At 63.4% G+C, this 8426-nt stretch carries 5 protein-coding genes; 2 read left to right on the top strand and 3 right to left on the bottom strand.

Annotated elements, in window-relative coordinates; translation table 11 throughout:
- From JO015_01155 to JO015_01145, 3 genes are all read right to left on the bottom strand, one after another.
- On the bottom strand, window positions 1-3445 hold a 3445-nt coding region (locus JO015_01155; GenBank protein ID MBV9997696.1), incomplete at its 3' end, for a PAS domain S-box protein.
- Window positions 3446-3569: 124 nt separating this feature from the next.
- Entirely contained in the window at window positions 3570-3980 is a 411-nt protein-coding gene (locus JO015_01150) for a recombinase family protein (GenBank protein ID MBV9997695.1), read from the bottom strand.
- A 197-nt stretch (window positions 3981-4177) separates the two neighbouring features.
- Complete coding sequence (locus JO015_01145) at window positions 4178-5266, bottom strand: alpha-hydroxy-acid oxidizing protein (protein MBV9997694.1); 1089 nt, start codon at window positions 5264-5266, stop codon at window positions 4178-4180.
- Window positions 5267-5910: 644 nt separating this feature from the next.
- Between JO015_01145 and JO015_01140 the strand changes: the two genes are divergently transcribed.
- Window positions 5911-6900: a hypothetical protein gene (locus JO015_01140; protein ID MBV9997693.1), complete on the top strand. Its 990-nt coding sequence runs from the start codon at window positions 5911-5913 to the stop codon at window positions 6898-6900.
- 907 nt (window positions 6901-7807) lie between these two features.
- Window positions 7808-8383: a hypothetical protein gene (locus tag JO015_01135; protein ID MBV9997692.1), complete on the top strand. Its 576-nt coding sequence runs from the start codon at window positions 7808-7810 to the stop codon at window positions 8381-8383.
- The last annotated feature ends 43 nt before the right edge of the window (window positions 8384-8426 follow it).

Here is an 8426-nt window from a genome sequence, read left to right as displayed (position 1 = left end):
CTTCCGAGTAGCCTTTGACCCGCGCGGCCCCCTCGTTCCAGTGGGTGACGCGGCCTTGGGGGTCGAGCAGGAAAATGGCGTAATCGCGCACCGAACGGGCCAACAGGCTGAAGCGCTGCTCGGCGTAGCGGCGGGCCTGCTCGGCTTCGTGCAATTCGGTCCGGTCGCGCAGGATTTTGAGAAAACCGGCGGCGCCGGGGCTACCCGGGCCAGGCATGGGGGTGAGCACGCCGCTGGCCCAAAAGCGGCGGCCGTCCTTGCGCAGGTGCCAGCGCTCGTCCTCGGCGCGGCCTTCCCCGCGGGCGGTCTCGATCTCCTGCTCGGGCTGGCCGGCGGCGCGGTCCTCGGGGGTAAAGATCAGCCTCCCGTCTTGGCCAAGCGCTTCCTGGGCCGTATAGCCGCAGATGGCTTCCGCCCCGGGGTTCCAGCTGGTGATCCGATTTTGAGCGTCGAGGGTGAAGATGGCAAAATCGCGCGCGCTCTCCATCATGAGCCGCAGGTGCGCCTCACTGGCGCGCAGCCCTTCTTCGGCTCGCCTGCGATCGGTCACGTCCAGCACGATCGCGATCCCGGTCTCGCCATCGGCGAGCAGCGCCCCGCCAAACAGCCCCCAGCGGCGCGTCCCATCAGCGCGCACAAACTCCTTTTCGTATGGCGTGATGCGTCCGCTGGTCCGCAACTCGTCGACGGCTTGCCGCGTGCGCGACAGCCAGGCTTCGGGCGTGTAGGCGTCCCATCGCACCTTGCCGGCCCGCAGGTCCTCGCGGGAGGCACCCAGCATCTGCAGGAAGGCCCCATTGCCTTCGAAGATGTCGCCCCGCAGGCTGAAGAACGCGATCCCGACAATACCGCTCTCACTCAAGCGCCGGAACCGGGCTTCCGACTCCTGCAGCGCCGCCTCGGCTTCTTTTCGGGCAGTGACGTCCACGAAGGTCAACGCCACGCCGGCGATGCGGTCTTCCAGGGTGCGGTAGGGCAACAGCCGCACCAGGTACCAGCGGCCCTCCCGGCTGCGCTGCTCGCGTTCCACCGGCACCAGCGTCTCCAGCACCCGCTGCGCATCGGCCACCACAAAATCGCTCTCCAGCCGGTGGCTCAGGTCGGCCAGGGGCCGGCCCACGTCGCTCGGGATCAGGCTGAACAGCCGCACCGCCGCCGGCGTGTAACGCTGGATGCACAACTCCCGGTCCAAAAAGACGGTGGCGATGTCGGTGGCCGCCATCAGGTTCTGCAGGTCGCTGTTGGCCCGGCCCAGCTCATCGACCTTGGCTTTAAGCTCGTGGTTGACCGTAGAGAGCTCCTCGTTAATGGACTGGAGCTCCTCCCGGCCGGTCTCGACTTCTTCGGTGGCCGAGCGCAGTTCCTCGTTGATGGCCTGCAGCTCTTCGTTGGAGGACTTGAGCTCTTCCAGGGAAGCCTCGTACTCCTCGATGGTGGCCCGCTGCTGGAGCTTGAGCTGGTCCAGTTCGGCCTCCAGTTGGCGGGTAAGCGGCTCGGCGGCGGGCCGCACCTCCACGACCGCGCCTTCCACCGGCCTGGCTGCCCCGTCCTCAAAGGCCACCAGCAGGAAGCCTGGCGCCAGGTCCTGGGCCGGGCGCACGTGCAGGTCAATCGCCTGGGGACCGTCAGCCAACTCGACCAGTACACCCGTCACGTCGACCGGACTGCCGGTTTGGCGCGCCCGGAACAGCGAGGCCCGCAGCTCCAGCCGCAAGCTGGGGTGGATCACCCGCAACACCTCCAGGCTGGCTTCGCCCCCCCAATGCAGGTAACGCTGGGCCCGCTCGGACGAATGCACGACGCGGTCTTGCGGGTCGACGAGTACCGAGGGGGGCCCCCAAGCTTCCCGCAGCTTCAGGTGCAGCTCGGCTGACGACAGGACGCCCGGGCGGTCGCCGGGCACCCGAGTCGCCGGGGCGCTCCCCGCGGCCCCCGCGAGGCGCGGGGGCAGGCGCGGCGCGAGCGCCAGGGCCGGCGCCAACGAGGACGGCCCGGCCGGTAAGACCGGCACCACCGGCCGGGGCGCCACCCCCCGCGCGTACAGCCGATGCTTATTGTCCATGGCCTTAAACAAACCGCCCTCCTGGTCATCCACCGTTTCGGAACTGCCCAAGAACAGCAGCCCGGCCGGCTCCAAGGCGAAGTAAAACAGCTCCAAGGCCCGGCGCTGGGCCTTGTTGTTCAAGTAGATGAGCAGGTTGCGGCAGCTCACCAGGTTCAGGTGTGCAAAGGGCGCGTCTTTGAGCAGATCGTGCGCGGAAAAGAGCACCGTCTCGCGCAACGCCCGGCTCACCCGGTAGCGGCCCTGGTCCTTGACGAAGAACCGCCGCAGCCGCTTCTCAGAGAGGTCGGCGGCGATCGTCTCGGGATAGAGTCCCTCGCGCGCCGTGCGCAGCGCCGCCCCGTCCAGGTCGGTGGCAAAGACCTGAATGACGGGAGGCGCAGGCAGCCGGGCGGCCTGCTCGGCCAAGAGCATGGCCACAGAGTAGGCCTCCTCGCCCGTGGCGCATGCTGGCACCCAGGCGCGTACCGAATCGCCGGCTTTTCTTCCGGCAAAGAGCCGCGGCAACTCGGCCTCAAGGGCGGCAAAGGCCTGCGGGTCGCGGAAAAAATTTGTCACGCTGATGAGCAGATCCTGCAACAGCGCCTGGGCCTCCCCGGGGTGGGTGCGCAAGAAGTCCCGGTAAGCCGGCAGGTTCTCTAAGCCGTTGACCTGCAGCCGCCGGCGCAGCCGCCGCAGCACCGTGGCGCGCTTGTAGTCGCTGAAGTCGTGGCCGGTGCGCGCCCGCAGCAAGCCGAGCGCGTCGCGCAGGGCCGCCTCGGCCTCCTCCGATGGTGCGGCCGCCTCCGGCGGCGGCTCTTCGGCCGGCAGCCGCAGCCGGGGTTCCTGACGGTAGTAGGCCAGCAAGCGGCCAGGCATGTCTGCCATCGGCAGCACCCAATCGACCATGCCGGTGGCAATCGCCGCCCGCGGCATACCGTCCTGCTCGGCCTCGCTCGGCTCTTGGGCGATGGTCAGCCCGCCGCGTTCCTTGACCCGTTTGAGCCCGATGGCGCCGTCGCCGTCCGCCCCCGACAGCACGATGGCCGTACCCTGCGAGCCGCTCGTATCGGCCAGGGTGCGGAAAAACAGGTCAATGGCCACCCGCGGCCCACGCCCGGCGCTCAACTCGGAGAGGCGCAGCCGGCCATCGGCCAGGGAGAGTTGCCTGCCGGGCGGGATGACGAAGACCCGGTTGGGTTTGACCTCGACGTTGTCGCGCACCTGAACGACGGGCATAGAGGTGGACCCCTGCAGCAGGGCAGCCAGGTTACTGTCGCGGTCGGGCAGCAGGTGGACGACCACCACAAACGCCAGGCCGTTGTCGGCCGGCATGGCCGAGAAAAAGGCGCGCAGGGCGCTCAAGCTGCCGGCCGAACCGCCCAGGCCGACGACCGGCTGCACGGGCCGGTCCCGGGGTGGGATCACCTCATCTGGTCGCTCCCCAGGTCCGACGGCCTCCGCCGGGGCGGGCCGTTCCGCGGTCTCGGGGGCAGCCGCAGGAGTATTTACCGGGGAAAAAGCTTCTTCAGGCATAGGCGGTAGGAGGATTTTCGGAAGGCCCGTCGGGGCCCGCGATTTCGCTTAGGTTCCGGTACACGGTCAAGGGCGCCACGCCCAAGGAGGCTGCGATCGTCCGGCCGGCCGGGGAGCCGGCGTGGACTCGTTCGCTTCGCGATGCCAGGAGGATCTCCCGAGCCTGCAGTTCGACGCGGAGCCGGATGACATCGCTCAAGGAGCGGCCCATCCGGCCCAGTCGCCGGACGACCAGCCTGTCAGCGGTGCGCAGCGCCTGCAGGCATGCCACCCGCTCCCCCCGCGCCGTTTTGCCGCGGACGCATTCCTCATAGACCTGCCCACAACCGGCGGCACAGAGCGTTTGGCGCTCGATTGGCAAAGCCTGATCTTCCTCCGAAAGCCGAGCATAGTCGATGCGCATGCAGGAACCCCAAAAACGGCGACCGCGTAAGTTTCGATAATGTAAATTTCGAGAAGGATATTGCAAAGCCGTTCCTGACCCGCCGCGGGTTGGGCCGGCGGAAGAACGGCCCCATGGAGCGTATCAACCTGACCGGCGCGGCCATGAATACGTCGCGAACTGGGGTGGAGGCAGGGAACAGCGGGAGGCGTGGAAGACTAGAATCGATGGACAAGATCTCGGGTAACGGAGCGCAGGCTCGGGCAGCCCGACAGCGCCATGGCCAAGTCAAATTCCTTGCGCAGGATCTCCAGAACCGACGTGACCCCGGCTTCCCCACCGACGGCCAGCCCCCAAAGGATGGGACGACCGACCAAGACGGCCCGCGCGCCGTAAGCGATCGCTTTGAGCACGTCGGTCCCTCGCCGGATACCCCCGTCCACGTAGATCTCAACCCTGCCGGCCACTGCGTCGACGATCTCCGGCAATACGGAAATGGTTGCCGGCGTTGTGTCCAGTTGCCGCGCGCCGTGGTTGGACACGATGATGCCGCAGGCGCCGTGCTCGATTGCCCGCAGCGCGTCATCGGCACGTAGGATGCCTTTCACAAGAATGGGTAGCCGCGTTACTCCGGCCAGCCACCCGAGGTCTTTCCAGCTCAACGTCGCGTCCAGGAGCGAGGCGATGTACGGGGCCAGTCCGGAGCCGGCCACGCCTTCGGGAAGCTCGTGCAACCCCATGGGCCAGAGATTTTTGGCTGAAAGATGCTCCGGCAAACTAAATTTGTTGCGCACATCGCGTTCGCGCGTGCCAAGCAGCGGCACATCAACCGTCAGCACGATGGCCTTGCACCCGGCCGCTTCGGCGCGTCGGACCAGCGCGGCAGAAATGGCCCGGTCCTTGAAAACATAGAGCTGGAACCAAACCGGCCCGGTGGCTACCGCCATGGTTTCCTCAATCGAGGTGGTCGAGAGGGTTGCCAAGGTCATCAGTGTTCTGGCCGTACCGGCCGCCTTGGTCGTGGCCGCTTCGCCGTCCCGGTGGGCAAGACCCTGAAACGCGGTGGGCGCAATCAAAATCGGCATCGACACGGGCTGGCCCAACACGGTGGTGTCCATGGCCCGGGCGCTTACATCGACCAACATGCGCGGGAGCACGGCGATCCGCTCGTAGGCGGTCCGGTTCTCGCGTAACGTGACCTCATCATGGGCGCCGCCGGCGTAGTAGTCGTAGGCCATTCGCGGCAGTACCGCGCAAGCGCGTTCTTCTAACTCTCCCAGATTGAGAACGGGAATCGTTTCACTCATCATCGGCGACCTCCGAGCCTAAGCGTTCACGAGCTATACCCCGATCGTTATCAGACCCGGTGAGTTAAAAAAAGCGGAAAAACTCACCCGCCAAGCGCTTTCGGGGGCGGACAATCAACCGCAGAGCGTTTTTGCGGGACGAGCGAGCGAGCGGTTTTCTTCTCTGATCAAAAAGCGGGGTCCCAGCCCCGCATAAAGGCCACGAGGCTCTTACCGGCGATCACCTCAACGGACCCTCGCTTGGTTTGCCGTAGACGTACGGTCGAATCCGGCCGGACGCATTTCGGGCCGGGGCCGGCCAAACTTCAGACTTCATAACACAATTTCTGTTTGGTTGCCCGGCGGAGCCAAAGTTGTAAAGCCATAAGGTTGCGCGGCCCGAAGCGGGGCTGCCGGGCATCCTTTCCCGATGGGCCTCTTGTTCCATTTCCATCCATCGCTACGTGCTTTGCCAATCTGGCCACACCACCGGGCTCCAGGCCCGCCGAGAGCGCTGAACGCATTCCGGGAAGTTGACCTTTGTGAAAAGGTGTTACCGGAGTCAATCTGACAAAAAGCAAAATCAATGAAATAAGAGACGTTATCAGCAACGAATGACTGCGCGATGGTCGATTCGATTGCGTAACGGGCTGATGAGAAAAACCATGAGCGACACCCTTTATGTCCCCACGCCGGACGAGCGCCAACAGGCCAAGGCGCCCAAGGCATTTCAGAGAAAGACAGTAATAGGCGGAGTCACGGGAGAACTTGAAATCCCCAACGGGAATAACCCGTTTCAAAACGCCTGGCTGACGCTTACCCTTGGCTACGACCTCAGGTTCCTCGATAGCCGTCTGGTAGGCGACGGCGGCGCCGGTCCGATCATCGTTCAAGACAAAGATTTAGGCTGGTGTGCCAGGGACAGCGATGACTACCTATTTCCCATCATCGACTGGGGTTACGATGCCATAAAGAAGTTCGTTAAGCTTTTTCAACAGGGGGAGCAAATCTGGAACCATAAGTTCTTGATCAAACCCCCCAACGTCTTCGATAAGCTCGATTACTACAGTTCTGCCTTCCCCGGTTATATTCTGCGCCCGAACATCCTTTGCCTGTTCCGGATGGAATCGGGGGCGAAAACCTCTGCGACTTTCAACGTGGTCCGGATTAACCCCGCCGTCTTTTCAGACCCGAAGTATGAGGTGCCGAACTACAAGACGAAGAAGACAAAACCCGCTAGGAACGGTTTTCGGTCGCACCAGACCCTCTTAACGGACGGCGATGTGTATACACCGGTCCTGGGCCATGAGTTGGGCCACGCCATTAATGAAGATCATATCCTGGCGCTGAAAGGCGACGCCCAGTGCAAAATAAATCGCTCCCTCGACCGCTGTTACGGCCTCACCGTGGAGGAACTACGGAACATTATGGGGGCGGGGACGGAGATCACGGAGATCAACGTCGGGCCCTGGGTCGACCATCTGCAAAATATGGTCGGCGGCGATCCGATGCACTGTAAGATCACAATGCTGACCGATCCGAAAGTGCAGCCGCTTCCGCCGCGCAAGATTCCGGTCGTACCGGCGAGCAAGGCGCCCGTCGGCCCATCTTTTGGTTCCCGTCGGCTCCAACCGGTCGGGGCTGGCCGCAGGTAATCGCTCCGGCAAAGAAGGCTTCGGAAAAGCCTGTAAGCATCTACACCGGTATTCATGTCGATCGAACCGCCCCTTTGCCCCGGAGGGACAGCGGGAGAGTAGCCCGGAAGTTCCACGTTGGGTGGGAATGCGCGCATTGCGACTCACGATGCCGTTCCGAACGGACCCCGGGCGACAGGACCGGGTTTTCAGCCCCGAAAGGGCGGTAGAACTTATACCATTTCGACGGCCATGGAGGTAAAATCTTGTCTTCCTCCCCGGGCGCCCTGCCGGAGTTACACCGATTAAACCGTATAAATGATCTAGGCCCAACGGGCCGGGAGATGGTTTGATGGCCTGAAGGGCCAAAGGAACCTAGCCCAGGGTTTCACCCTGGGAAGGCGTTTTCCCTCCGACCCCGCCCTGAAGGGGCGGCAGAAAGCGTTGCCGGCGGGTTCTGGCTCCCCTTCAGGGCTGGATCGTGATTTGACGGTTACGCAGGGGGTAAAGCCCTGGGCTAGGTTCTCTTGGCCCTTCGGGCCGTAAGACGGTCACGGCCGTCCCCGCGCTGCCCTCAAAAAAGGTGGGTAAAGCTCAGGGGTAAACCCTGGGCTATGTTCTGCCGCCCCTTCAGGGCTGAAACCCGGTCGAAATGCCACCAAAGTAGCCATCTAACTTGGTGTAAGACCGATTCAACCAAGTACGGAGCATCCTCCGGCGCCGGCCCCCATGAGCCGGCATTCCACCCCTGGATCTTTGGTTCCATTTACGCCGCATGACGGACCCTGTATAGGTCCCGCCATGCACCTCAATGTTCCCGTATTGACCAATCCCCCGCTCCAGCCGTACACGACACTACTGCCGGCCGCCGATTCCGGCACGCTCCGCGCCCGCATCCTGCGTTGAATCACCTGACGAGGACATCCTTATGGGTCGAGATGTGCATGCAGAAGCGATCGTGACAAAAGCTAAGGACACGAGCGTTCCCCTGAGCGATCGTGCCGTCGAAGCGGTCAAAAGTATCGTGCGCCAATACTATGATGCATCGCTGGTCAGCGATGTAACGTACAGCGAGGCTGAAAAAGGCCTTTCAACAAGTCCGGTCGGCAAAGGAAAAGATTTGAAGGGGAAGATCTTCGTTGGGAAATACTTTATCGAGCACATCGACGCTTTCGCCCACCGGGTTCTGCAGGTCGGGCATGAACTGCAGCACGTCAGGCAGCAGCGCGACGGAATGGGGGGCCAGAAGAACCAGGATAAACGTGAGTTCCTGGCATATTATTGGGAGGGACTTGAGCCGACGAAGGACGGAACCGGCGTCATGTCGGCCGCCAACCGCGTCAGCATCATCGACGCGGCCTTAGGCTACTACAACTGTTTTGCCTCGGACGACCAGAAGGCATTTGCTGACAAACAGACCGAACTGCTGAACCGCCGCAAGGATGTGGATGGAAAACACGGGAACGCCAAAACCGATCCGCCGACCACGTGTAAACGGCAGTGAAAAAGCGATCGGAAGAGGGTTGCGACTGGACCCTGATTTGAAA

Source organism: Verrucomicrobiota bacterium (assembly GCA_019247695.1).
Taxonomy (GTDB): domain Bacteria; phylum Verrucomicrobiota; class Verrucomicrobiia; order Chthoniobacterales; family JAFAMB01; genus JAFBAP01.
This window is presented reverse-complemented; position numbering and strand designations above follow the sequence as displayed.

Coding starts and splice junctions, on each gene's coding strand:
- JO015_01150 (MBV9997695.1), bottom strand. CDS start 3,980: ATGCGCATCGACTATGCTCGGCTTTCGGAGGAAGATCAGGCTTTGCCA.
- JO015_01140 (MBV9997693.1), top strand. CDS start 5,911: ATGAGCGACACCCTTTATGTCCCCACGCCGGACGAGCGCCAACAGGCC.
- JO015_01145 (MBV9997694.1), bottom strand. CDS start 5,266: ATGAGTGAAACGATTCCCGTTCTCAATCTGGGAGAGTTAGAAGAACGC.
- JO015_01135 (MBV9997692.1), top strand. CDS start 7,808: ATGGGTCGAGATGTGCATGCAGAAGCGATCGTGACAAAAGCTAAGGAC.